The organism is Kribbella sp. NPDC031520, assembly GCF_055580825.1.
In genome coordinates this window covers 296,024-320,205 of sequence record NZ_JBVIKS010000003.1, presented here as the reverse complement: position 1 = coordinate 320,205, position 24,182 = coordinate 296,024, and the positions used below count along the sequence as shown (strand labels likewise).

Annotated in this window: 20 protein-coding genes; 8 read left to right on the top strand and 12 right to left on the bottom strand. The window is 68.7% G+C overall.

Features of this window, described 5'->3' with window-relative positions:
- Positions 1-20 precede the first annotated feature (20 nt).
- Genes ACZ5BU_RS16905 through ACZ5BU_RS16885 form a run of 5 tightly spaced genes read right to left on the bottom strand, consistent with a single transcriptional unit; the run spans position 21 to position 5,065 of the window.
- The gene (locus ACZ5BU_RS16905; protein WP_465699825.1) at positions 21-1,313 is read right to left on the bottom strand and encodes a DUF58 domain-containing protein; all 1,293 of its coding nucleotides are present in this window, start codon (positions 1,311-1,313) and stop codon (positions 21-23) included.
- Positions 1,313-2,284 carry an AAA family ATPase gene (locus tag ACZ5BU_RS16900; RefSeq protein WP_465699823.1) on the bottom strand — a complete coding sequence of 324 codons (972 nt, stop codon included), beginning with the start codon at positions 2,282-2,284 and terminating at the stop codon, positions 1,313-1,315. Before ACZ5BU_RS16900 ends, ACZ5BU_RS16905 begins: the two co-directional genes overlap by 1 nt.
- Positions 2,281-3,423, bottom strand: a complete 1,143-nt coding sequence (locus ACZ5BU_RS16895) for a DUF4350 domain-containing protein (protein WP_465699821.1) — start codon at positions 3,421-3,423, stop codon at positions 2,281-2,283. Before ACZ5BU_RS16895 ends, ACZ5BU_RS16900 begins: the two co-directional genes overlap by 4 nt.
- Complete coding sequence (locus ACZ5BU_RS16890; protein ID WP_465699819.1) at positions 3,420-4,037, bottom strand: DUF4129 domain-containing protein; 618 nt, start codon at positions 4,035-4,037, stop codon at positions 3,420-3,422. Before ACZ5BU_RS16890 ends, ACZ5BU_RS16895 begins: the two co-directional genes overlap by 4 nt.
- Complete coding sequence (locus ACZ5BU_RS16885) at positions 4,034-5,065, bottom strand: hypothetical protein (RefSeq protein WP_465699817.1); 1,032 nt, start codon at positions 5,063-5,065, stop codon at positions 4,034-4,036. The genes ACZ5BU_RS16890 and ACZ5BU_RS16885 overlap by 4 nt, the downstream gene beginning before the upstream one ends.
- A 217-nt stretch (positions 5,066-5,282) precedes the next feature.
- On the opposite strand from ACZ5BU_RS16885, the gene mtrA reads away from it, so the two are divergent.
- From mtrA to hpf, 5 genes are all read left to right on the top strand, one after another.
- Positions 5,283-5,960 (top strand): MtrAB system response regulator MtrA, encoded by a 678-nt coding sequence (mtrA, locus tag ACZ5BU_RS16880; protein ID WP_141859693.1) that lies wholly within the window; start codon positions 5,283-5,285, stop codon positions 5,958-5,960.
- A gap of 47 nt (positions 5,961-6,007) precedes the next feature.
- Complete coding sequence (mtrB, locus tag ACZ5BU_RS16875) at positions 6,008-7,735, top strand: MtrAB system histidine kinase MtrB (protein ID WP_465699815.1); 1,728 nt, start codon at positions 6,008-6,010, stop codon at positions 7,733-7,735.
- Positions 7,732-9,501, top strand: coding sequence for an LpqB family beta-propeller domain-containing protein (locus ACZ5BU_RS16870; RefSeq protein WP_465699814.1), 1,770 nt, complete (start codon positions 7,732-7,734; stop codon positions 9,499-9,501). The genes mtrB and ACZ5BU_RS16870 overlap by 4 nt, the downstream gene beginning before the upstream one ends.
- A 63-nt stretch (positions 9,502-9,564) precedes the next feature.
- On the top strand, positions 9,565-10,248 hold the full coding sequence (locus tag ACZ5BU_RS16865; RefSeq protein WP_465699812.1) for a ComF family protein: 684 nt from the start codon (positions 9,565-9,567) through the stop codon (positions 10,246-10,248).
- A 216-nt stretch (positions 10,249-10,464) separates the two neighbouring features.
- On the top strand, positions 10,465-11,088 hold the full coding sequence (gene hpf, locus ACZ5BU_RS16860) for a ribosome hibernation-promoting factor, HPF/YfiA family (protein ID WP_465699810.1): 624 nt from the start codon (positions 10,465-10,467) through the stop codon (positions 11,086-11,088).
- A gap of 59 nt (positions 11,089-11,147) precedes the next feature.
- On the opposite strand, the gene ACZ5BU_RS16855 is transcribed toward hpf, so the two are convergent.
- Complete coding sequence (locus ACZ5BU_RS16855) at positions 11,148-11,963, bottom strand: S1 family peptidase (RefSeq protein WP_465699808.1); 816 nt, start codon at positions 11,961-11,963, stop codon at positions 11,148-11,150.
- A gap of 133 nt (positions 11,964-12,096) precedes the next feature.
- Here ACZ5BU_RS16855 and ACZ5BU_RS16850 point away from each other — a divergent pair, with 133 nt between their 5' ends.
- Complete coding sequence (locus ACZ5BU_RS16850) at positions 12,097-13,308, top strand: winged helix-turn-helix domain-containing protein (RefSeq protein WP_465699806.1); 1,212 nt, start codon at positions 12,097-12,099, stop codon at positions 13,306-13,308.
- 186 nt (positions 13,309-13,494) lie between these two features.
- Positions 13,495-16,467: a preprotein translocase subunit SecA gene (secA, locus tag ACZ5BU_RS16845; RefSeq protein ID WP_465699804.1), complete on the top strand. Its 2,973-nt coding sequence runs from the start codon at positions 13,495-13,497 to the stop codon at positions 16,465-16,467.
- 48 nt (positions 16,468-16,515) lie between these two features.
- On the opposite strand, the gene ACZ5BU_RS16840 is transcribed toward secA, so the two are convergent.
- On the bottom strand, positions 16,516-17,778 hold the full coding sequence (locus tag ACZ5BU_RS16840) for an SGNH/GDSL hydrolase family protein (RefSeq protein ID WP_465699802.1): 1,263 nt from the start codon (positions 17,776-17,778) through the stop codon (positions 16,516-16,518).
- 82 nt (positions 17,779-17,860) lie between these two features.
- On the opposite strand from ACZ5BU_RS16840, the gene ACZ5BU_RS16835 reads away from it, so the two are divergent.
- On the top strand, positions 17,861-18,817 hold the full coding sequence (locus tag ACZ5BU_RS16835) for an NAD(P)H-dependent flavin oxidoreductase (RefSeq protein WP_465699801.1): 957 nt from the start codon (positions 17,861-17,863) through the stop codon (positions 18,815-18,817).
- Here the strand turns inward: ACZ5BU_RS16835 and melA are convergent.
- From melA to ACZ5BU_RS16810, 5 genes are all read right to left on the bottom strand, one after another.
- A complete protein-coding gene (gene melA / locus ACZ5BU_RS16830; protein WP_465699799.1) occupies positions 18,781-20,076 on the bottom strand; it encodes an alpha-galactosidase in 1,296 nt (431 codons plus the stop codon). The genes ACZ5BU_RS16835 and melA overlap by 37 nt on opposite strands.
- Positions 20,073-21,014, bottom strand: a complete 942-nt coding sequence (locus tag ACZ5BU_RS16825) for a carbohydrate kinase family protein (RefSeq protein WP_465699797.1) — start codon at positions 21,012-21,014, stop codon at positions 20,073-20,075. The genes melA and ACZ5BU_RS16825 overlap by 4 nt, the downstream gene beginning before the upstream one ends.
- 120 nt (positions 21,015-21,134) lie before the next feature.
- Positions 21,135-21,953: a carbohydrate ABC transporter permease gene (locus ACZ5BU_RS16820; RefSeq protein WP_465699795.1), complete on the bottom strand. Its 819-nt coding sequence runs from the start codon at positions 21,951-21,953 to the stop codon at positions 21,135-21,137.
- Positions 21,950-22,873, bottom strand: a complete 924-nt coding sequence (locus tag ACZ5BU_RS16815) for a carbohydrate ABC transporter permease (protein WP_465699793.1) — start codon at positions 22,871-22,873, stop codon at positions 21,950-21,952. Before ACZ5BU_RS16815 ends, ACZ5BU_RS16820 begins: the two co-directional genes overlap by 4 nt.
- Positions 22,873-24,168 (bottom strand): ABC transporter substrate-binding protein, encoded by a 1,296-nt coding sequence (locus ACZ5BU_RS16810; RefSeq protein ID WP_465699791.1) that lies wholly within the window; start codon positions 24,166-24,168, stop codon positions 22,873-22,875. The genes ACZ5BU_RS16815 and ACZ5BU_RS16810 overlap by 1 nt, the downstream gene beginning before the upstream one ends.
- Between the last annotated feature and the right edge of the window lie 14 nt (positions 24,169-24,182).

The following is a 24,182-nucleotide window of genomic DNA, read 5'->3' as shown; positions in this document are numbered from 1 at the left end:
CCCTCACTTCGAAGTAGCTCTCAGAGGCGGCCGGCTTTTTTGAGGGCTAGGTAGGTGTCGGCGAGAGCCGGCGCGATCTTGTCGGGGGGTTCGTCGATTACTGTTACGCCGGCGCGGGTGAGGGTGGCGGTCAGGCGTTCTCGGTCCAGCCGGGTTCGGGCCGCCGACGCGGCGCCGTAGACCTCGACGAGGTCTGCGCGCGAGGACTCCAGCTCGGTCAACCGGGGATCGGCGACCGAGGCGAGGAGGACGACGTGACGGCGGAGGAGCGGACCGATGACCGGCAGCAGCGACTCCTCGATCGCCGCCGGGTCCAGTCCGGTGAGCAGCACGACGAGTGACCGCTGGCCGAGACGTTCGAGGACCTGGGAGACGACGATCCGGAAGTCGGTCTGCACCAGCTCCGCCTCCACGTTCGCCAGTGCGTTCACGAACGACGGCAGTACGTCCTGCGGCGCCGGACGCCGTACGTCGGCCCGTACCGCGGAATCACAAGCCAGCAACGAAACCCGGTCACCCGCTCGCGTGGCCAGCGCCGCGAGCAGCAGCGCGGCGTCCATCGCGTGGTCGAGCCGCGGCGCATCTCCGACCCGCCCGGCGGACAGCCGTCCGGAGTCGATCACGATCGCGACCTGCCGGTCCCGCTCCGGCCGCCAGGTCCGCAGTACGACGTTGCCGCGCCGCGCGGTAGCCCGCCAGTCGATGCTCCGTACGTCGTCACCCGGTACGTAGTCCCGCAGCGAGTCGAACTCAGTACCCTGTCCGCGCACCAGCAACGCCGTACGCCCATCCAGCTCCCGCAACCGGGCCAGGCGCGACGGCAGATGCTTGCGGCTCTTGAACGGCGGCAGCGCCCGCACCGTCCACGGCACCTGGTGCGACCCCTGCCTCCCTGCAAATCCGAGCGGCCCGATGGATCGCACTGTCACGCGAACAGCTTCCCGATCGCCGCGGCGCGTCGGAACCAGATGCGTCGTCAGCCGGCGCCTCTCGCCCGAGGGCACGTCCAGCTTGTGCGGGGGATCCAGTACGCCGGCAGACGGCGGCCATGCATCCCGCAGCAACCCCTTCACCCTGCGACCCGGGTTGGTGACCAACATGCTCACCACAGCCTGCTCGCCCAGCCGTACGGCGTTGTCGCCCTCACGGCTGAACTGCAACCGCCGCGGCGACCCTGCCAGCAGGATGTCCACCAGACAGATCGCCAGCACCGCGGCGATCACCACACCGACCCCGGCCCACGACGGCATCACCAGAGCGACGAACACCACTCCAGCAGCTGCCAAGATGCCGGCCCGGCCAGTGAGAACCATCAGCGTGGCACCGGCACCGTAGCGAGCACGCTCTCCAGTACGGCATCCGGGCTGACACCCTCGAGCTCCGCCTCCGGCCGCACCTGGATCCGATGCCGAAGACAGGGACGTGCCATCGCCTTCACATCGTCAGGGATCACGTAGTCCCGTCCGGAAAGCCACGCCCACGCACGGGAAACGGCCAGCAGCGCAGTAGCACCACGAGGCGACACACCCAGCTGCAGCGACGGCGACTGGCGTGTAGCGCGGCACAGGTCCACGACGTACGCCAGGACGTCCTCCCGTACGGCTACGCGCCGTACGGCGTTCTGTCCGGCTTCAAGATCCTCCGGACCGGCCACGGGACGCAGACCGGCCCCGGCCAGGTCGCGAGGGTCGAAGCCCTGCGCATGACGAGCCAGTACGGCGATCTCCGCGTCGCGTGGCGGGATGTCCAGCGTCACTTTGAGCAGGAACCGGTCCAGCTGCGCCTCGGGCAGCGGATAAGTGCCCTCGTACTCCACAGGGTTCTGGGTGGCGGCAACGACGAACGGAACGGGCAGCTTGCGCGGTTCGCCGTCAACGGTGACCTGCCGCTCCTCCATTGCCTCGAGCAGCGCCGCCTGTGTCTTCGGTGGTGTCCGGTTGATCTCGTCCGCCAGCAGGATGTTCGTGAACACCGGGCCGGGCCGGAACTCGAACTCCGACGTCTTCGCGTCGTACACCAGCGAGCCGGTCACATCACCGGGCATCAGGTCCGGCGTGAACTGCACGCGCTTGGTGTCCAGTCGCATCGCGGTCGACAAGGCCCGCACCATCAGCGTCTTCGCCGTACCAGGGACGCCCTCCAGCAGCACGTGGCCGCGGCAGAGCAGCGCGAGCACCAATGCGGTCACAGCGGTGTCCTGGCCGACCACCGCCTTGCCGATCTCGGTCCGGAGCGCGACCAGCGCCTGCCGGGCCTGGTCGGCGGTGACCTCGGTAGTCGTCACGGGTGTCGTACCTCCTGCGTCAGTACGTCGAGTTCTTGGGACAAGGACATCAAAGCGGCGTCGGAGAGCGGCGGGAGACCGTACAGCAGTTCGTACAGCATCGCTGGGTCCCGGCCGGTCCGTGCGGCGACTGTAGCGACCACGGCTGACGGGTCGGCCCGTCTCGGGATGCCGTGCGCCTTGTGCAGCTGACCGAGTGCTGACTCGCGTAGCGCCGCGGCAGCGCGGTCACGGGCACGGGAGCGACGGTAGAGCCGCGCCCTGCCCTCTGTGGTCTCAGCAGCGTGCACGATCACCGGGAGCCGCTCTGCGACGACAGGGCCGAGCCGCCTGCCCCGCCAGATCGCCACGACCAGCACTGCGAACGCCAACGCCCAGCCGATGTAGCGGACGGCAGGCGGGATCAACGGCGGGCTGTTGCCGTCCGGAGTATCGACGCCGGTCGACTCCCACTGCGGCAGGTACCACGTGAGGTCGCGGTGCGTGCCGATCAGGTTGAGCGCCAGTGCGGCATTGCCGTCGTCCGCGAGCTGGTCGTTGGTGAACGACCACGGCGTACCGATCACGTCGACGGTCTGGTCGCCGACCTGCAGCCGCACCACCGTGTTGTGGATGCCGTCGCCGTAGCAGGTGTCCGCATTCTCCGGTGCGCTGTACGTAGGACCGCTGACGGTGACCGTACCGGCCTTGACCGCCGCGGGGAGGTCGCAGCCGGGCTCACGGCTGCGAGACGGCAGCGAGTCGCCGCTCAACGAGACACCGGGCGCAAGAGCCGTCAGCGCACGAGTACTGGGCCGGATCAGGATGATGTGGCTCCAGTGCGCCTTGGCGATCTGCTGCCAGTCGGGGTCGCCCAGCGCCCCGGACGGCCCTATGAGCAGTGCCTTGCCGTCTCCTGCCTGGCTGGCGTCGTCGAGCGACTCAGTGCTGTGTATGTCGACGTTGTGGTTCTCCAGCAACGCTGCCAGCGCACGTGCGCCGTCTGACTTCGTGGAGTCCGGGCTGAACGGACCTGACGTCCGCGCCGAGGTAGCGATCAGTACTCCGATCGCGGCCAGCACTACGAGTGCCGTGACGAGCAGCGGCGTCCGCAACGCCCGCCACGTCTCGCGGGCATCTCGCGCTACCGACGTACTCATACAGCCACCCGCGCTGTCCGCGCTGCATTGTCGGCAGTCACCACAGCCTCGTACCGCTCCAGGGTCCCCGGACGGTTGCCGTAGACAACCTCCGTGAAGGCATGAGCAGCCGGTTGCAACACGTCTCGCAGTGCCGGGGTGTCGGTCACCACCTCGTACGCCGTACGTCCGGGGCGCTCGTCCAGCACGGTCCGCTCGGTCAGCTCGGCCACGCAGGCGCGGAACCTGCTGCGGATCGCCAACGTGAAGTCACCCGACGCCGCCTCGCGCTCGGCCAGTGCGCGGTACTCCGCTGCGCTCCGCGGCCGGGCCGTGTCGAAGACGGCCTGCGACTTCACCTTGCGGCTGGTCCGCAGTACGCCCGCCCGCCAGAGCACCACGACGACGATCAGCACGAGCAGACCGATCAGCATGGCCAGTCCGGCGTGACCGTTCGGCGAAGAGTTGTTGAGGCTGTCCAGCAGGTCCTGGATCCAGCCGACGACCTTGCCGAGCGCCTTCTCGATCAGCGAACCCGAGTCCCGGTACGCGGACTTCGACAGCTCCTTGGCCGCCTCGTGCGCGGCCTGGTCCCGGTCGATGTCGACGGGCGGCTCCAGCGGGAAGAAGCTCACGCGGGCTCCCCGGAACGCAGCGCCGGACGCATCCACAGGTCGAGACCTTCCCGCCGGACCCGCAGGTCCAGGTAGATCAGGGCCTGGACGGCGGACATGAACGCCAGGCTCGCGATCAGTGTCATCAGCGTGGCGAGGCCGGCGGCCGCCCCGAGCACGATCGTCACCACGGTGGCGGCGGTGCTGCCGTCCCCGCCGGCCCACGAGCCGACCGTGACCAGCAGCGACGTCACCCCGAACTGCAGCGCGTAGCTGATGATGTTCACCACCAGCCCGCCGAACAGCAGGATCCCGAACACCCGCCAGAACTTCCCGCGCACCAGCCGCCACGACCGCCGCAGCGCACCCCAGACCCCCACCCGCTCGGGGATGTACAGCCCGATGTCCGGCGAGTGCCGGCCCTCCATCAGTACGACGGTGCCGGCGAGCACGAGCCGGATCCCGAAGACCAGCACCAGCACGCCGCCCACGAACATCATGCCGAGCGCGGCAGCACCAGCAGCGTCCGAAGAGATCGCGGCGTCCGTACCGGCGCCTATGCCCAGCACGGCCAGGCCCCAGCCGCCGATGAGCAGTACGAACGACAAGGACTGCACTAGACCGACAGCAGCGAGTGCGGGCAGCGCAGGGCGCACCAGGCGCATCAGCTCCCGTGGGCCGGCCCGGTGCGCCAGCTGGCTCCGGACCGCAGCCAGGGCGATGATCCCCGACAGCATGCTCGACACCACCGAGAACAGCACCACCTGTACGCCGTACGTGAGCAGCAAGGCCGCCCCTGCCTGTCCGAACGGGTCATCCGCTCCGAAGAACCCGCTCAGACCACCTGGCACCGCGATCTCGGTCAGTACGGCCTGTAGCGCGACCAGGGCGATCCCGGCCAGCACCGGTAGGCCCAGCATGATCGTCTTGTTGTCGGAGATGGTCCGGGCCGCGTTGTCGAGCAGGTCCGCGGGCAGCCAGGGACGCAGCGGCTCGCTGCCGACGTCGTCGTGCAGGCGCATGCTCTCATCGGCCAGGTGATCATCCACTGCGTACCTCCCCTCCAAGGTGACGGAGTTGTGGTCAACCCCTGAAGTGCATCATGATCACAGCCCAACCTGGGGTCACACGGCGATCCGGCGTGTGCACTGGCCGGGGAATGGGACACTATCCGTAGTGCGTACGGCCTGGCACCTGCCGCGCGCATCCGATCGGTCGGCAAGCGGACGGCAAGGAGCTATGGGCGTGGCAGACGGTAACCGGACGATGCGGGGCCGCATCCTCATCGTCGACGACGACACCGCGTTGTCGGAGATGCTCAGCATCGTGCTGCGCAACGAGGGCTACGACACCTACCTGTGCGCGACCGGTGACAAGGCGGTACCGGCGTTCCGGGAGTTCAAGCCCGACCTGCTGCTGCTCGACCTGATGCTGCCCGGGATGGACGGGATCGACGTCTGCCGGGCGATCCGGGCCGAGTCCGGCGTACCGATCGTGATGCTGACCGCCAAGAGCGACACCGTGGACGTGGTGCTCGGGCTGGAGTCCGGTGCCGACGACTACGTGGTGAAGCCGTTCAAGCCGAAGGAGCTGGTGGCCCGGATCCGGGCCCGGCTGCGCCGGATGGACGAGCCCGGTCCGGAGTCGCTGACCATCGGCGACCTGACCATCGACGTGGCCGGCCACTCGGTGAAGCGGGCCGGCGAGACGATCCAGCTGACGCCGCTGGAGTTCGACCTGCTGGTCTGCCTGGCGTCGAAGCCCTGGCAGGTGTTCACCCGCGAGGTGCTGCTGGAGCAGGTCTGGGGGTATCGGCACGCCGCCGACACCCGGCTGGTCAACGTGCACGTCCAGCGGCTGCGCTCCAAGATCGAGAAGGACCCTGAGCACCCGGAGATCGTCGTCACGGTCCGCGGTGTCGGATACAAGGCTGGTGCGGACTGATCGAGTACGGTCGCGGCCAAGAACCGCAGGCTGCCCCGGACGACCACGTGCCGGAACCGGAAGTGGGCGTGGGGCAGCAGGCACCGCCCGAGAAGGAGGTGGCCGAGTCCCGCGGGACGGAGCTGGAGCTGACATCCGCCGCGGCGGACTGGTCTGCCCAGCCGAAGCCGATCTGGCGTACGCACCCCAAGCACTGGCCGGACATCTGGCGGCGTTCGATCCAGGCCCGGATCGTCACCGGCACCCTGCTGATGTCGACGCTGGTGCTGATCCTGGTCGGCTGGGTGATGATGAGCCAGGTCACCGACGGTGTCCTGGAGTCCCGCCGTACCAGTGCCCAGGCCGAGGTACGGGCTCAGCTGCAGCAGCTGTCCGCCTCGATCGACGCGGCCAACCGCAACACCGTCAACCAGCAGCTGTCCGAGCTGGTGCTCGGTACGAACCGCCCAGGTCTGTACGACGTACTGCTGGTGCCGACGGACCAGGCCGCCTCCAACGCGATCCGCTACACCGGTCTGGTCGACAGTGACTCGATCCCGCAGGCGCTGGCGTCCTCCGTGGTCAGCGACGGCGACAAGCTGTGGGACACGTACACGCAGATCAACTACCGGGACAGCCCGAGCGTCCCGGGCCTGGTGATCGGTTCCCAGATCCGGATCGACTCCACGGGCGACAAGTACTCGATCTACTTCCTGTTCCCGCTCACAGCGCAGCAGGAGACCCTGGACGTCGTACAGCGCGCTCTGGTGACCGCAGGCCTGCTGCTGATCGTTCTGCTCGGTGCTATCGCCTGGCTGGTCACGCGGCAGGTCGTGACACCGGTGCGGATGGCACGGCGGATCGCTGAACGGCTCGCGGCCGGCAAGCTCGAAGAGCGCATGCAGGTCCGCGGTACCGACGACCTGGCCCGGCTGGCGGTCTCCTTCAACAAGATGGCGTCCAACCTGCAGCGGCAGATCCGCCGGCTGGAGGAGCTGTCCCGGCTGCAGCGGCGGTTCGTGTCGGACGTGTCGCACGAGCTGCGTACGCCGTTGACCACGGTCCGGATGGCCGCCGACCTGCTGCACGAGAGCCGCGACCAGTTCGACCCGATCAGCCGCCGCTCGGTCGAGCTCCTGCAGAACGAGCTCAACCGGTTCGAGGAACTGCTCGCGGACCTGCTGGAGATCAGCCGTTTCGACGCCGGCGCGGCCGCCCTCGACCTGGAGGACGTCGACCTGCGCGACATCGTCAACCGGGTCCTGGAGAACCACGAGACGCTGCTCGAACGCAAGGGCTGCCCGGTCGAGCTGGACATGCCGGCGCCGTGCCGGGCGAAGGTCGACTCGCGCCGGATCGAGCGGATCCTGCGCAACCTGATCGGTAACGCGATCGAGCACAGCGAGGGCCTGCCGATCAAGATCAGTACGGCGTGCGACGACGACTCGGCCGCCGTCGCGGTCCGCGACCACGGCGTCGGGTTCCGGCCCGAGGAGGCCGAGATGGTCTTCAGCCGGTTCTGGCGGGCCGACCCGGCGCGGGCCCGGACCACCGGCGGTACCGGCCTCGGCCTGTCGATCGCGCTCGAGGACGCCCGGCTGCACGGTGGCCGCCTGGACGCCTGGGGCTCGCCCGGCGAGGGCGCGTACTTCCGGCTGACGCTGCCGCGCCGGCCGGACGTGGCGCTCACCGGTTCCCCGCTGCCGCCCCGCCCGGCGGACGCCGCCCGGGTGATCACCGACCTCGTCGACGTCGGTGCGCCGTACCAGAAACTGAACGGCGGTGAGGACCGGTGAGGCGCCGGCTGCTCCTCGTACTGGTGTCCGTTGCGATGCTCGCCGGCTGCGCCGCGGTGCCGACCAAGGGCACCATCCGCAGCGGTGACCGCGCCGGGCAGGCGCCCGACCTGGGCGGTGTCGGCGTCGAGGCGAAGCCGCCGCGACCGAACGTCGGCGACCTGGCCATCGTCAACGGCTTCCTCGAGGCGATGTCGGACTCCCAGGCGTACGACGTGGCCCGGCAGTACATGACCCCGGAAGCGGCCGGCGCCTGGAAGCCGGAGACGCAGACGGTCGTGTACGACCAGCAACCCGACTCGCTGACCCGCAAGGGTGACGGGATCCAGCTGTCCGCGAAGAAGATCGCCACCATCGACGAGCGCGGCGAGTGGATCCCGGCACCGCCCAACGCCAAGGCCGACTTCTTCTTCAAGCTCAAGAAGGTCAACGACCAGCTGCGCGTCGACTCGGCGCCGACGGGTGCGTTCCTGGGCAGCAACCAGGTCGACCTGAAGCTGGCTCCCCGCGACCTCTACTTCCTCAACCAGGGCCGCACCATGCTGGTCCCGGACCCGGTCTACCTGCCGCAGACCCTGCCGTCCGGCCAGGCGGCGACACAGCTCATCCAGGAGCTGCTGAAAGGCCCCACGAGCCGTCTGGGCAACGGTGTGGTCTCCGCAGCCCCTCCTGGCACCGAGGTGCAGGTGTCGGTCCCGGTCGACCTCGGCGTGGCCACCGTGGCGCTCAACGACACCGCGGGCTCACTCCGCGACCCGGACCGGCGGCTGCTGGCCGCACAGATCGTCTGGACGCTCAACCAGCTCAACCTCCGGGCCAAGATCACCGTCGGCGGCGCACCGCTGCTGCCGGACGATCCGGACGTCCTGCCGTTCGCCAACTTCAGCCAGTTCGACCCACAGGCTCCGGAGTCGTCCATGACCCGGCTGTACGGGCTCATGAACGACCTGCCGCAGCGGATCGTCGGCCTGGACGGCTCCACCAATGTGGAGGCCCAGGCGGTCAACAACGGCCCGCTGGCGAACAAGAAGGCCCAGTCGTTCGCTGTCACCCCGAGAGGCGACGCAGGGGCCGTCGTCACTCTCGACGGGCACGACGTGGTCTACGGGCTGCTGGACCCGACAGGTAAGGACGACAAGGAGGGGACCTTCAAGGTCGACGGTAAGACGCTGCCGCCGAGCTACGACGACCAAGGCAACCTCTGGGTGCTGGATCGGGCCGACAGCGCCCACCCCCGGTTCCGGGTGCGCGCCGGTGACGGACCGGACCTGGAATCGATCGCCACCGACTTCAAGGGCGACACCCCGGTGGCGCTGCGGATGGCGCCGGACGGCGTTCGGGTGCTGCTGGTGATGAGGTCCGCCGCCGGCAAGCAGAACTACGTCGAGACCGCGACGGTGCAGACCACGAACAACGGCAAGGAGCTGGTGCTGAGTGCGTTCCGCCCGCTGCGGCTACCGCTCACCAACATCTCCGACGCCGCCTGGAGCAAGCAGGGCATCATCGTGATCGGCGCGGGCGGCTCGCCCGGCAACACCAAGCACCAGGTCTGGTCGGTGAACGCCGATGGCTCCAGCCTGCAGCTGCTGCCGGGTTCGACGCCGGACTTCACGCCGGAACGGGTCGCGTCGAACCCAAACAAGGACACCCTCCCGGTGATCCAGGACGACGACGGCCAGATCCACTGGCTCAGCAAGGACCTCGCCTGGATCACTATGGACAGCGAGAAGAACCACCCCGTGATCATCCCGACGTACCCGGGCTGACTTGTCCACAGGCTCCCGCCGACCCGGTTGCGCGCCGGGTGCCGGTTCGGGGACGGTTGGGCGATGTGGGGCGGGTTCGTCGATCTGGTGCTGGGCGGCAGGTGCGCTGGGTGTGAGCGACCCGGTGTCACTCTCTGTGGTGGTTGCCGTCGGCTACTGACGCGGACGACTCCGTTCCGTGCCTGGCCGGACCCGCGACCGCCGGGGCTGGCCCCGCCGACCGCCGCCGCGCCGTACGCCGGGGAGCTCCGCCGGCTGATCGTGGCGCACAAGGAGAACGCCCGGTACAGCTTGGCCGGACCACTCGGCCGGCTGCTCGCGGACGCCGTTCGGGTGGCGCTCGGGGAGCGGCGGGCGGCCTGGGTGTGCCCGGTTCCGTCGCCCCGGGCAACGGTCCGGCGGCGCGGCCACGATCCGCTCCGGCGAGTTACGAAGGCTGCCGTCAGATCGCTGCGCAGGCAGGGGATCGACGCCCGGATCGCGCCGGCGCTGCGCGTCGTCGGGCGCCCCGACGACCAGGCCGGGCTGTCCGCGGAACGCCGTACCGCCAATCTGGACGGGGTTTTCGGGATGCGTTCGCGCTGGGCTGAAACGCTGATCGATCAGCCGGTCCTGCTGGTCGACGACGTGATCACCACCGGTTCCACGCTCAGCGAGGCCTGCCGCGCCTTGGAATCGGCGGGAGTCCGGGTGCTCGGATGCGCCGTCGTGGCCGCCACCGCACGGCACCGGGCGTCTGGTTCATGAGAACTTCCCTACCGGTTTTCGCCGAAGCCGACTAGCGTTGGCCTATGACACCCGCTAGGGCTTGTCGAGCAGTGGAGTGGTGGAGGACCGGATCAGCCGGATTCCTCGCCACCGGACTCGACGGGTTCGACAGCGGGTGTTCTTGTTTCGGGACCCGTCAGCACGAGCACGGGGGTCCGAACACGTAAAAGAAGTCGCCGATCGATGGAGGTTTCCGTGGACGTCGTTGTCAAGGGTCATCACTGCGAGGTCAGTGACCGCTTCCGGCAGTACGTCGAGGAAAAACTCGAGCGAATCGAGAAAGTCGATCACCGGGTACTGCGGTGCGAAGTGGAAGTAAGCCAGGAGAAGAACCCGCGACAGCACGATCGGGCGATGCGTGTCGAGCTCACGATGTACACCAAGGGTCCGGTGGTCCGCGCAGAGGCGTGTGGGGAGACCAAGGCGGCGGCGTTCGACGTCTGCCTGGACCGGCTCCGGTCCCAGGTCCGCAAGGCGGCCGACCGGCGCCGGGTGCACCGCGGTGAGCGCGCGCCGGAAGGCCTGCGGCACGTGAACGCGAAGCAGCCGCAGGGCGGCACACCCGTAATGGAGGAACCAGTCGCCGAGGACGAGGTGGCGACGCACAAGTACGGATCCCTCACGGTCACCGGCGACGGTCCGCTGGTGATGCGCGAGAAGACGCACTCCGCCAAGCCGATGACCCTGGACCAGGCGCTCTACGAGCTGGAACTGGTCGGGCACGACTTCTACCTGTTCGTGGACGCCGACGAGAACCAGCCGAGCGTGGTGTACCGCCGCCGTGGTTACGACTACGGCGTGATCCGGCTGACCGTCTGAGACCTCGGGAGGAGCACAAGCGAAAGGGCCGGGCATTTCGCCCGGCCCTTTCGTTGCGATCAGCTGCCGATCTGCTGCTGCAGTTCGGTGGCGTACGTCGCGACCTGCGCGTACACGCCTGGGTTGCCGGCGTCCGCGCAGCCGACGCCCCAGGAGACGACGCCGAACAGCCGGCCGTTCAGGACCAGCGGGCCGCCCGAGTCACCCTGGCACGAGTCCTTGCCGCCCTGCTCGTACCCGGCGCAGATCTCGCCGTCAGGCTTGTAGCTCTGGCTCGCGTACTGCTTGGAGCAGTAGTCGTCGCCGAGTACCGGTACGTCGACCTGCTGGAAGGTGTCCTCCGGTCCGGTGCCCTCGGTGGAGCCCCAGCCGTACACCACCGACGCCGCGCCCGCCTTGTCCGCGGCCTTGTCGGTCTCCAGCGCCAGCGTCGGTACGCCGTCGAACGGTGTCGCCAGCGTCAGCACGGCGACGTCGTGCGCCGGTGACTTGCCGTACTCCGGGTCCACCCAGATGCTGCTGATCTTGGACGTCTTGCCATCGGTCTGGGTGAGGACGTCGCGACCTTGGATCGCGGTGTACGTCGACACCGCCTCCTGGGCACAGTGCGCGGCTGTGACGATCTTGTTCGCCTTGACCAGCGTGGAGCCGCACCACTGGCCGCTCGGCGACGGGGAGCCGCTGTTGTTCAGCACGACCGCCCAGGGGGCGTCCGCGGTGTGGGCGACGGTGCCGCCGACGATCCGGGTGGTGGGTGGTCCGGTGGGCGACTGCGCGGCCGACGCGGAGCCGGCCACGGCCACCGCGCCGAGGGACGCCGCGGTCAGGACACCGGCTGCGAGGGCAGCGCGGACCACCTGCTTGTTTCCTGTCATGCCTCACTCCAGGGTGATAGGGGCCGCACGGGCGGACGGCCTGCTGGCAGGTTCTCCCGAACACCATCCGTAGCGCACCTCCCACTTTCGGTAACTCGCAAGTTATGTCGGTGCGGTCCGGCAGAATCGCGGCATGGTTGCAGACGTGCTGACGACGGCTCAGGCGCGGCGGGTGGCTCTGGCGGCGCAAGGGTTCGCCGACCCGCGGCCGAAGGGCGTACCGGACCTGCGCGCCCTCACCCGGGTGCTCGGCCGGATCGGGCTGATCCAGATCGACTCGGTGAACGTGCTCAGCCGCGCGCAGTACCTCCCGCTCTACTCCCGCCTCGGGCCGTACCCGCGCGACCTGCTGGACCGGGCCGCCGGCAAGTCCCCGCGCCGCCTGGTGGAGTACTGGGCGCACGAGGCGTCGCTGATCCCGGTCGAGACCCACCCGCTGATGCGCTGGCGGATGGCCCGCGCGACCACCGAGGCGTGGGGCGGCCCGCGGTCGATCGCCAAGGAGCGGCCGGACCTGCTCAAGCAGGTGCTCGCCGACGTGCAGAGCCACGGCCCGCTGACCGCCCGCGAGATCGACGACGACGTCGAGCGGGAGCGCAACAACTGGGGCTGGAACTGGTCGGACGTGAAGCGCGCGCTCGAGTTCCTGTTCTTCGCCGGCGAGATCACGGTGGCCCGCCGCAACCAGCAGTTCGAGCGCATGTACGACGTACCCGAGCGGGTGCTGCCGCGGGCGGTGGTCGACACGCCGACGCCGACGCTCGACGAGGCGCACCGCGGGCTGGTGTCGATCGCGGCGCGGGCGCACGGCGTGGCGACCGCGCAGTGCCTGCGGGACTACTTCCGGACCGCGCCGGAGCCGACCCTGCAGGCGATCGCCGAGCTGGTCGAGGACGGCGAGCTGCTCCCGGTCCGGATCGACGGCTGGAAGCGCCCGGCGTACCTGCACAAGGACGCCCGGCTGCCCCGCCGGGTGAACGCCCGGGCTCTGGTCAGCCCGTTCGACTCGCTGGTGTTCGAGCGGACCCGGACCGAGGTCCTCTTCGACTTCAGGTACCGGATCGAGATCTACGTCCCGGCCGAGAAACGCATCCACGGGTACTACGTGCTCCCGTTCCTGCTCGGCGACAAGCTGGTCGCCCGCGTCGACCTGAAGGCGGACCGCCCGGGTGGCGTCCTGCTGGTCCAGTCGGCGCATGCCGAGCCGAAGGCGCCGGTGGAGACCGCCGAGGAGCTGGCCGCCGAGCTCGTCCAGCTGGCCGGCTGGCTCGGGCTGGACCAGGTCCGCGTGGCCGGCGGCGGTGACCTCTCGCCAGCGCTCAGTGACGCTCTGCGCGGTTCCTGAGGACTTACGGGGAACTTTCTGGCACCCTCGCACGTGGGTCCGGTAAGGCTCGAGGCACGCTGCGGGCGTGGCTTGGCACACCCGGCCCCGTACGATGGGGGACGCACGCCGACCCGTGGGGTCGGTCGTGCCCTGTCGGCGTTCGGCCGTACCCAGGCTTCAGCAGCAAGGAGTGAACTCCCCACCATGAAGGTTGTCGACAAGGTCCTGCGGATCGGCGAGGGCAAGATCCTCCGCCAGCTGCAGGGCATCGCGAAGATGGTCAACTCCATCGAGGACGACTTCGTCAACATGACCGACGAAGAGCTGCGCGCCCAGACCGCGGAGTTCAAGGAGCGGCACCAGAACGGGGAGTCCCTCGACCAGTTGCTCCCGGAGGCCTTCGCGGTGGTCCGGGAGGCGGCCAAGCGGACCCTGCACCAGCGGCACTACGACGTCCAGATCATGGGTGGTGCGGCGCTGCACCTCGGCAACATCGCCGAGATGAAGACCGGTGAGGGCAAAACGCTGGTCGGCACCCTGCCGACATACCTGAACGCGCTGTCCGGCAAGGGCGTGCACGTGGTCACGGTGAACGACTACCTGGCCAAGTACCAGGCCGAGTGGATGGGCCGGGTGTACCACTTCCTCGGCCTCGACTACGGCGTGATCCTGCCGGAGATGTCGCCCGTGGAGCGCCGGATCGCCTACGCCAAGGACATCACGTACGGCACCAACAACGAGTTCGGCTTCGACTACCTGCGCGACAACATGGCGCAGAGCATCGAGGACCTGGTCCAGCGCGAGCACAACTACGCGATCGTGGACGAGGTGGATTCGATCCTGGTCGACGAGGCTCGGACCCCGCTGATCATCTCCGGCCCGGCCGAGGACTCCCAGCGCTGGTACGTCGAGATGGCCCGGATCGCGAACTCGCTGAAGGCCTGGACGCTGGCCGACGAGGCGGAGCTGAAGCGGAAGAACCCGCGCGTCACCGACCTCGAGATCGACGAGACCAAGCGCCGGGTCGCCGACTACGACGTCGACGAGAAGAAGCGTACGGTCGCGATCCTCGAGCGCGGGATCGAGAAGGTGGAGGACCGGCTCGGCATCGACAACCTGTACGAGTCGGCCAACACCCCGCTGATCAGCTACCTGAACAACGCGCTGAAGGCCAAGGACCTGTTCCACCGGGACAAGGACTACGTGGTCGTCGACGGCGGCGAGGTGCTGATCGTCGACGAGCACACCGGCCGGACGCTGCACGGCCGCCGCTACAACGAGGGTCTGCACCAGGCGATCGAGGCCAAGGAAGGCGTCGAGATCAAGGAGGAGTACCAGACCCTCGCGACGATCACGCTGCAGAACTACTTCCGCCTCTACGACAAGCTGGCCGGCATGACCGGTACGGCGATGACCGAGGCGAACGAGTTCTCCAAGGTCTACAAGCTCGGCGTCGTCCCGATCCCGACCAACAAGCCGATGATCCGGGTCGAGGAGCGGGACCTGATCTACCGCACCGAGGACGCCAAGTTCGACGCGGTGGTCAAGGACATCGTCGAGGTGCACGCGACCGGTCAGCCGATCCTGGTCGGTACGACCTCGGTGGAGAAGTCCGAGCGGCTGTCCCGGCAGCTGCTCAAGGAGAACATCAAGCACGAGGTGCTGAACGCGAAGCAGCACGCGCGGGAGGCCGCGATCGTCGCGGAGGCCGGCCGGAAGGGTGCGGTCACGGTGGCCACCAACATGGCCGGTCGTGGTACCGACATCATCCTCGGCGGCAACCCGGAGTTCCTCGCCGACAAGGAGCTGCGCGCCCGCGGCATCGACCCGGCCGAGGACATCGAGCAGTACGAGGCCGAGTACCCGGCGATGCTCGAGCGGTTCGAGAAGCAGGTCAAGGAGGAGCAGGCCGAGGTCCGCGAGCTCGGCGGCCTGTACGTCCTCGGCACCGAGCGGCACGAGTCCCGCCGGATCGACAACCAGCTCCGCGGTCGTGCCGGCCGTCAGGGCGACCCGGGCAAGTCCCGGTTCTACCTGTCGCTCGAGGACGACCTGATGCGGCTGTTCAAGCGCGAGATGGTCGACTGGGCGATGTCGCGGAACAACGACGACACCCAGCCGCTGGAGAACAAGGTCGTCACCAAGGCGATCGCCTCCGCGCAGGGCCAGGTCGAGGCGCAGAACTTCGAGACCCGGAAGAACATCCTCAAGTACGACGACGTGATGAACCGGCAGCGGCACGTCGTGTACGACGAGCGCCGCCGGGTGCTCGAGGGCGCCGACCTGCGCGAGCAGGTGCAGGACATGCTCGAGGAGACCGTTACCGGGTACGTGCAGGGCGCGACCGCGGACGGCTTCGCCGAGGACTGGGACCTGGACGCGCTGTTCACCGCGATGAAGACCCTGTACAAGTCCGAGCTCACCGAGGAAGAGCTGATCGAGGAGGCCGGCGGCGAGAAGGCCGGCCTGACCCAGGACTTCCTGGTCGAGCGCTTCCTCGAAGAGGCGACCGCGGCGTACGAAGCGCGTGAGGAACTGCTGGGCGAGGAGGCGATGCGCGAGCTGGAGCGTCGCGTCGTACTCAGCGTCCTCGACCGCAAGTGGCGCGAGCACCTGTACGAGATGGACTACCTGCGCGAGGGCATCGGCCTGCGCGCGATGGCGCAGCGCGACCCGCTGGTCGAGTACCAGCGCGAGGGCTACGACATGTTCGCCGCGATGATGGAGTCCATCAAGGAGGAGTCGGTCGGCTTCATCTTCAACGTCGAGGTCGACGTCGAGGCGATGCGGGCCGAGATGGAGCTCGCCTCCGAGGCTGCGCTGGCCGACGAGGACAACCTCGCCGGCCGCCGGATCGAGGACATCCTGACCCCGGGCGCCCCGGTCGCCGAGTTCGCCCGCAAGGCGGACGACGACGAGGACCGCCCGCAGGACACCCCGCGCCCCGCGCCGCGGCTCCGCGCGAAGGGCCTCACGAACGAGCCCCGCGCGCAGCGGCTGACGTACTCCGCTCCCACCATCGACGGCGACGACGAGGTCGCGATGCACCAGGACGCGGTCGAGGGAGGCCAGCTCGAGTACGCCGGCACCCCGCGGAACGCGGCCTGCCCGTGCGGCTCCGGCAAGAAGTACAAGCGCTGCCACGGCGACCCGCAGTCGGACGTCTACAAGTTCTGAGCACACCTCGACGAAGGGCCGGTCCATGAGGACCGGCCCTTCGTTTGCTTACAGGCCGGCGAGGTCGACGGCGTCGGCCATGGCCCGGTAGCCGGCCTCAGTGGGGTGCAGGTGGTCGCCGCTGTCGTACTGCGGTGCCAGCCGAACCGGATCGGCCGGGTCGGCCAGTGCGGTGGCGAAGTCGGCGACGGCGTCGAACTCGCCGCTCGTCGCGATCCACGTGTTGACGGCCGTCCGGAGCTGCCGGCTGTGCGCGGTGTCGACCGACGCGCCGCCGAACGGTGTGATGGTCACCCCGACGACGCGGATTCCACGCGCGTGGGCATCCCGGATCAGCGTGCGGTATCCGGCGATCAGCTGCTCGGCGGTGATCGGCGGGTTCGGGGTCGTGCAGGGCATCGGTGGGAGTTCGGGGTAGCCGAGGTCGTTCACACCGATCAGTACGACGGCCGTCCGGACGCCGGACAGGTCCAGCACGTCGCGGTGGAACCGGGTCAGGCCGTTCTCGCCGTAGCAGGCTGAATCGGTCAGCAGCCGGTTGCCGCCGAGTCCGGCGTTCAGGACCGCCGTCGGGCGGCCGGCGGCGGCAAGGCGCGCGGCCAGCAGGTCCGGGTACCGCCTTCCGGGCGGGGTGGTGTAGCCGTTCGTGATCGAGTCCCCGAAAGCGACCACCGAGCCGGCATCCGCCGGGGCCAGGTCCACGCCGGCCAGGAAGTACCAGCTCCCGCTGGTCTCCCCGAACGCCGTTCCGCTGGTCTGCCTGCGCTGGTCGCCCGCCGCCCGGTACGACGCTCCCGCCGCGCCGAACTCGTGGAACGTGGCCGGACCGGTCGCGCCGGCGAAGTACAAGGTGACGGCGAGTTGGGTTCCACTGCTCAGCCCGGACAGCGTGATCGCGTCGGCGACGACCTGACCGCCGGCCGGAACGCTGACCGACTCGGCGTCGCCGAAGCGGACCGGCCGGACCGATCCGGGCACCACCGCTGCCCCCTGTGCCGCCTTGGCAACGGTCGCACCGGTTAGCTCGAGAGGCTGTACGCCGTACTGGTTGCTGATCCTGATCCGTAGCTTGGAACCCGCCGAGTTGAGCCGGATCACCTGCCGCACGGACTGGGCGGTGAATCCCTGCCGGGACCAGTTCTGGTTCGCGTTCGGCTGCTGCATCGCCGTCAGCCAGGCAGCGCGCCAGACCGATGGCCGCGCGGGCGGGGTCTGCTCGGCGGTGGCCGGGGTGAGCGCGGTGTGCGTGACCACCACCAGCAGCACAGCCAGCGCTCCGGCCAGAGCACACCAACTTCGCAGTACTCGCACTTCGGCATTCCTCTCGTCGGACTGGATTCACGTTCCCGATGCTCGATGCGCAGGAGTGTGCCGAGGTTGCGATGATGCTCATATGTGGCTGACGGAGAAGTTCGGGTTGAGCGTGCCGGTGCTGGGGGCGCCGATGGCGAACGTGAGTGGTGGGCGGTTGACTGCGGCCATCTCGGCTGCGGGTGGGTTGGGGATATTGGGGGCGGGGTCGGCTGTGTCTGCCGAGTGGATCCGGACCGAGGGGGCGATCGCCGCGGCGGGTGGGAAGCCGTGGGGGATCGGGCTGATGGCGTGGTCGGTGGCGGATCGCCCGGAGCACCTGGAGGCGGTGCTCGAGCTGAGGCCGGACCTCGTGTCGCTCAGCTTCGGGGACTATGCGCCGTACGTCGGTCCGCTCCAGGAAGCCGGGATCGTCGTCGCGACCCAGGCCGGTACGGTCGCCGACGCCCGCGTGGCAGTGGATGCCGGCGTCGACATGATTGTTGCCCGGGGCGCCGAAGCGGGCGGGCACGGGCGGAACAGTGTCGCCACGTTGCCCTTGCTGCAAGCGATTCTGGAGCTGACGGACCTGCCGGTGCTGGCGGGCGGTGGGATCTCGGGTGCGCGCGGTCTGGCGGCGGTGCTGGCGGCGGGTGCGGTTGGTGGATGGATCGGTACGGCGTTCCTCACCTGCGTCGAGGCGCAGACGAAGGACCCGGTACGCCGGCGCATCATCGAGGCGGACGAGACCGACACCGTGTACGGGACTGTGTTCGACGCCGCCTCCCGCGCCGGCTGGCCGAACGAGTTCGGCGGACGGGCGCTGCGGAACGCGTACTTCGACGCCTGGGAAGGGCGTGAGGAGGAGCTGAAGTCGGACGATGCCGGTCACGCCGAGTACGTTGACGGCACTCGTGCCGCCGACCCGGCCCGCGCGTCGATCTACGCGGGCCAGGGCGTCGGGGCGATCACCGGGCAACCGACGGCGGCCGAGGTGGTTGCCGGGTTCGCGGCGTACCGCGACTACTTGAGGATCGCCCTCAACGACGGGTCCAAGTAGTTGCGGTGAGCAATGACCAGGTCGTCGCAGAGTTCCCAGATCTGCTCGACCGGTAGGGCGCCGGCGGTGGCCGGGTCGACCATGATCGCCTGGCGGATCGCCAGCGGGTCTTCGGTGAGGGCAGCTTGTACGGCGAGCTCGGCCACGTTCAGGTACGAGCGGTTGAGCGCCGCACACTGCGCAGGGAGTTCGCCGACTGCCGTGGGTCGAATACCCGAACCGTCCACGAGACACGGAACCTCGACGACGGCCCCGGTCTGAAGGTTGGGGATCAGGCCGGTGTTGGGGACGTTGGCGTAGACGGTGCGCGGGGTGTTGGTCGTGATGCTGTGGATGATTTGCGGGGCGTACTCCATCGTGGGTTCGACCTCGACGGAATCGCCTGTTTTCAAGGCGTTTCTCGTACGTTCGTAGCTCGCCAGGTTCTCCGCGACGATGTCCAGGTAGGCGCCGATCGGCAGCCGGAGGCGGTCGACCTCGCTCGCGTGGCCCAGGTACCACGGGACGTACTCCGACGAGTGCTCGCTCGTCTCCGTCGGATAGAACCCGAGCCGCCGGTACATGTCCACCCGGACGCGCCGCAGCAGCTCCGGGTCCGCCGCGATCGCCTCGTCGAGCCGGTCGTACAGGTTCTCCCGGCCGCGTTCGAAGCGCAGTACCCACGACTGGTGGTTGACCCCGGCGGCCAGGTACGTGACGTCCTCGTACGGTACGCCGACCAGCTCGGACAGGCCCTGCATCGTCCAGTACACCGAGTGGCAGAGGCCGGCGACGTTCCGTACGCCGAGCTCCTTCAGGTACCAGACGTTCATCACCATCGGGTTCGTGTAGTTCAGCAGCCACGCGTCCGGGCAGACCTCGGCGATGTCCTGCGCGAGCCCGCGCAGTACCGGGAACGTCCGGAGCGCGCGGAACACCCCGCCGACACCGAGCGTGTCCCCGATCGTCTGCCGCAGGCCGTACCGGGCCGGGATCTCGAAGTCGGTGTGCGTGGCCGCGTTCATCCCGACCTGCACGATGTTGATCACGAAGTCCGCACCGTCGAGCGCGGCCCGACGCTCCAGGTGCGTGGTGATGCTGGGAGTCACCTTGTGCTCCCGAGCGATGTACGACGCGGCCGCGGCCGCCGTTTCCAGCCGCTCGGGATCGATGTCGTGCAACCGGATCTGCAACCGTCCCAGCTCGAGATCGAACAGGTCGGCCAACAGCCCCTGGGTGAACACCACACTTCCCGCTCCGATGAAAGCGATCGTCGTCATGCGGTCACACTCCCGATGGCCTCGTCCCAGGACGGTTGCGCCGCGGTCCCGCCGGCGCCGCGGGTGGAGAGCGAACCGCAAGCAGCCGCTATCGCCAGCGCGCGGTCCGGCTTGAATCCGTTCAGTACGGCGGCGACCCACCCGGCGTCGAAGCTGTCACCCGCGCCGACGGCGTCGACCGTGTCCATCTTCAGCGCCGGCGCTGTGATGACCTTGGATCCGTTGTGTGCGAGGGCTCCGGCTGTGCCGTTCTTGACGACGACCATCGTGCCGCGGCGAGCGAGGCGCCGGGCGAGGATGCCGGCGGCGTCCTCGACCGAGTGGTGACCGGTGAGCGCCAGCGCTTCGGCCGCGTTGGGCAGGAAGTAGTCCGTCGCCCGCAAGACCGGATCGAGCACCATCCGGTCCCACTTGCCGGAAGGGTCGTCGTTCGGATCCAGCGAAGTGGTGGCCTTGGCGTCCTTGGCCTCCTTGAAGATCCCCGCCAAACCCGCCGCCAGCTGCGGCATCAGGTAGAACGACCCCGCGTGCACATGCCTCACCGACCGCAACATGGCCGGCGGCACATCTTCGGCCGCAGTACTCGGCAGACATCCCGGGGACGTCAGAATCGCACGATCGTCGCCCGAGGTGAGGATCGTGGTGAGCGGCGTCGGCAGCAACGGATCGACCACCAGCGCGTCGACGTCGACGCCGCGGTCGGCCAGCGACGTACGGACGAAGTCGCCGGCCGGATCGTCACCGACCCGCCCGGCGAACGCGACCCGCAGGCCGAGCCGGGCCGCGCCGCAGGCCATGATCGAGGCGGAGCCGCCGAGGACGAGGGAGCCGCTGGGAACGAGCCGTTCCCGCTGGCCGAAGAGGGTCGGCTGGTCGACGGGCCCGACGACCACGTCGGGGTTCGCGTCGCCGATCACGAGCAGATCGAGCCTGGTCATCGGGCCTCCCGGCCTGGACTGAGGAGTGGAGGGAGCGAAGCGACTGGAGCGACGAGGGAAGGCCGGGAGTTCGAGCCCGATGACCCGCCGCGACGGAGTCGTGGCATGTGCACAGTGTTGTCAGCCTTTGAGTCCGGTGGAGGCCAGTGAGCGGATGAACGCCTTCTGGGCCAGGAGGAACCCCAGCAGGACGGGCAGCACCGTGATGACGTTGCCGGCCATCACGGCGGACCACTGGGTGTGGTGCTGTCCCTGGAACGTCGTCAGTCCCAGCTGGAGGGTGTACGTGGAGTCGCTGTTGATCGCGATCAACGGCCAGGTCAGGTCGTTCCAGGTGGCGAGGAACGTCAGTACGGCGACTGTGCTCAACGCCGGGCGTGCCAGCGGCAGCACGATCGAGACCAGGATCCGCAACCGCCCGCAGCCGTCGATCCAGGCCGCTTCCTCGAGCTCGCGCGGCAGCGAGACGAAGAACTGCCGGAACAGGAACACGGAGAGCGGTGTCACCAGCGACGGAACGATCAGCGCGCCGAGCGTGTCGATCAGGCCGAGCTGCTTCATCACCAGGAACGTCGGGATCATCGTCAGCTGGAACGGGATCACCATCGTGGCCAGCATCAGCCCGAGGACGACCTTCGACCCGGCGAACCGGATCCGCGCGAACGCGTACCCGCCGAGCGACCCGAGGACCAGGTTGGCGGTCACGGCAACCGCCGAAACGATGAAGGAATTCAGGAACCAGCGCGGAAACAGTGCGTTTCCGAGCACGTACTTGTATCCGTCGAACTTGATGCCGTGCGGCCACAACGCGGGCGGAAAACGGTTGATCTCCGCATTGCTCATCACGGAACTGACCAGCAACCACACCAACGGCAACGCGAACAGCAGCGCGAGCGGTGCGAGGACGAAATGCCAACCACTGAAGGGAAGTCGCTTCATCGGGCGGCCACCCGCCGCCGGTAGATCTGCAGCGCCGCACCGGCCACGAGCAACCCGACCGCCAGCGTGTACGCCGCCGCGGCGCTGTACCCGGCCGTGAAGGTCTTGAACGCCTTCTCCCAGATGAAGTAAACGATGACTGTGGTCGACCCGAGCGGCCCGCCCTTCGTGGTGACGAACACCAGGTCGAACACCTGTAACGCGTTGATGGTCTGGAACAGCAGCAGGAACACCGTCACCGGCGTCAGCGCCGGCAGCGTCACGTGCCGCAGTACTCCCCACCGTCCCGCGCCGTCGATCCGCGCCGCCTCGACCAGTTCGCTCGAAACCCCTTGCAGACCCGCCAGGTAGACGATCACGCAGAACCCGGTACCGCTCCACAACGAGATCGCGACCAGCAGGTACAGCGCCTGCCCCGGATCGCTGAAGAACCCCTGCGCGGGCAGCCCGACCTTGTGCAGCAGGCTGTTCGCCACCCCGAACTCGGGATCCAGCACGAACGAGAACAACACGCCCTGTGCCGCCGCCGACACCACGAACGGTACGAACACCAGCGTCCGGTACAACCCGATCAACGCGATCTTCCGGTCCAGCGCGATCGCGATCGCCAGCCCTGCGACCACGCTCAACGGCACGTAGAGCGCCGTGTAGACGAGCGTGTGCGCGACCGCGGACCCGAACGCCGGATCCTTCAGCAGCGCCTTGTAGTTCGCCAGCCCGACCCACTGAGACGGCGACACCAGGTCGTTGACCTGGAACGACAGCAGCAACGACCACAACACCGGTACGACGCTGAGCCCGAGGATGATCACCACCGACGGACTCACGAACGTCCAGCCGGTCACACTCTCACCGCGGACCCGGCGCTTGGCCTCCTGGCTCCTCCGATCGACGGTGAACGTCCCGACCACGCTGGCCATCAGCTCGGCACCGCCAGCACCTGGTTGCACTGGTCAACGGCCTGCTTCAGCGCGTCCGCCGGGCTCTGCTTCCCGAGCAGAACAGAGGTGATCGCCTCGCCGACGTGCTGCGAGATCTGCGGGTACGTCGTGATCGTCGGCCGCACCTTCGCGGTGTCGAGCGCCTTCACGAACACTTCCAGCCCGTTCGTCTCCGCTGAATGCTTCTTCCAGGCCGGCAGGTCGGCGGTCGCCTTCGTGATCGGGAGACTGCCGCCCTTGACGTCCCACTGGATGTCCTGCGCCGGATCGGCCAGCCAGGTGACGAACTCGGTTGCCGCCTTCACCTTGGCCTTGCCGTTGTCGAAGATCGTCCAGGTGTCCGGTCCGGAGATCGTGATCGGTTTCCCGGAGTAGGACGGCAGCGGTACGACGCCGTACTCGAGGCCGTTGTCCTTCAGCCCCGGGAGCTGCCAGGGGCCGGTGGCAACCATTCCCATCCGGCCGCCGAGGAACACCTGGTACAGCTGCTCGCTGCCCGGCTTCGGGTCGACGTACAGCGACTTGTCGGTCCGCAACTTGTCCAGCGTTTCCAGGGCTTGTGCTCCGACCGAGTCGAAGCCGACCTTCTTGCCGTCGCCGCTGACCACGTCGCCGCCGAGGTCCCAGATCATCGGCCAGATCCGCCAGACCGTGTCCTCGTCACCGACGCCGGGCCAGCCGGTGCCGAAGATCCCCTTGGCCGGGTTGGTCAGCTGCTTCGAGGTGGCGACGAAGTCGTCCCAGGTCCAGCCGTCCTTCGGCGGGGCGACTCCGGCCGCGGCGAACAGCTTCTTGTTGTAGACCACGCAGAGCGAGTCGAGCAGGGCCGGCGCGGCCCGGACCTTGCCCTTCACGCTGACCGCGTCCTTCGCGGCCGGCCAGTAGTCGTCGATCTTCAGCTGCCCGGTGAGATCGGCGACCTTCGGGCTCTTCGTCAGGCTGGCGAGGTCCGACCCGAAGATGTACGCGATGTCCGGGTAGGACCCCGCCGCCAGTCCCGCGGTGACCTTCTGCAGCATGCTGTCCGCGGTCACGCCGCCACCGCCGCCGACCACCTTGATCTTCGGGTGGCTCTGGTTGAACGCGGCGATCAGCGAGTCGAGCGCGGCCTTGCCGAGATCCACCTGGCCGTGCCACAGATCGAGCGTGACCACACCGTTCGCGTCGGCGCCGTCGTCGTTCTTGCCGCAGGCGGCCAAGGTTCCGGCTGCGGCGGCAGCGGCAGCGGCCCGGAGGACGTTGCGACGGGACAGGTTTCGAGCATGCTGAGACATGAGGGTCTCCAGAA